Origin of the sequence: Pseudomonas sp. GW456-12-10-14-LB2, from assembly GCF_002884345.1 — a bacterium.
Taxonomy (GTDB): domain Bacteria; phylum Pseudomonadota; class Gammaproteobacteria; order Pseudomonadales; family Pseudomonadaceae; genus Aquipseudomonas; species Aquipseudomonas paraglycinae.
The window spans coordinates 1-262 of sequence record NZ_POHV01000204.1; the positions used below are offsets into that span (position 1 = coordinate 1).

At 67.6% G+C, this 262-nt stretch carries 1 protein-coding gene; it reads right to left on the bottom strand.

Annotation, left to right across the window (positions count from 1 at the left end; genetic code table 11):
* Positions 1 to 262 (bottom strand): dihydrofolate reductase family protein (locus C1X29_RS28740; protein WP_173940223.1); only part of this gene is annotated, 262 nt, incomplete at both ends.

The following is a 262-nucleotide window of genomic DNA, read 5'->3' on the forward strand; positions in this document are numbered from 1 at the left end:
CCTCGACCCGTCGAGCGGCGGTCATCCACGGCTCGACACGTCGCGTGGCGATGATCTGCACGTCGGAGCCGACGTCGCTTGACCTCAGACGGTGGAATCGACGAGCCTGCGCCAGGTTCATGACCCCGAACGGCCCCACGGCTGGTTTCCCGGCGCCCAGAAGCACCGGGGCCACGTAGGCGTCGACCTCATCGACGAGGTCGACTGCCAGGAATGCTGCGGCGAGGGTCGGACCACCTTCCAACAGCACCCGATGGATGCC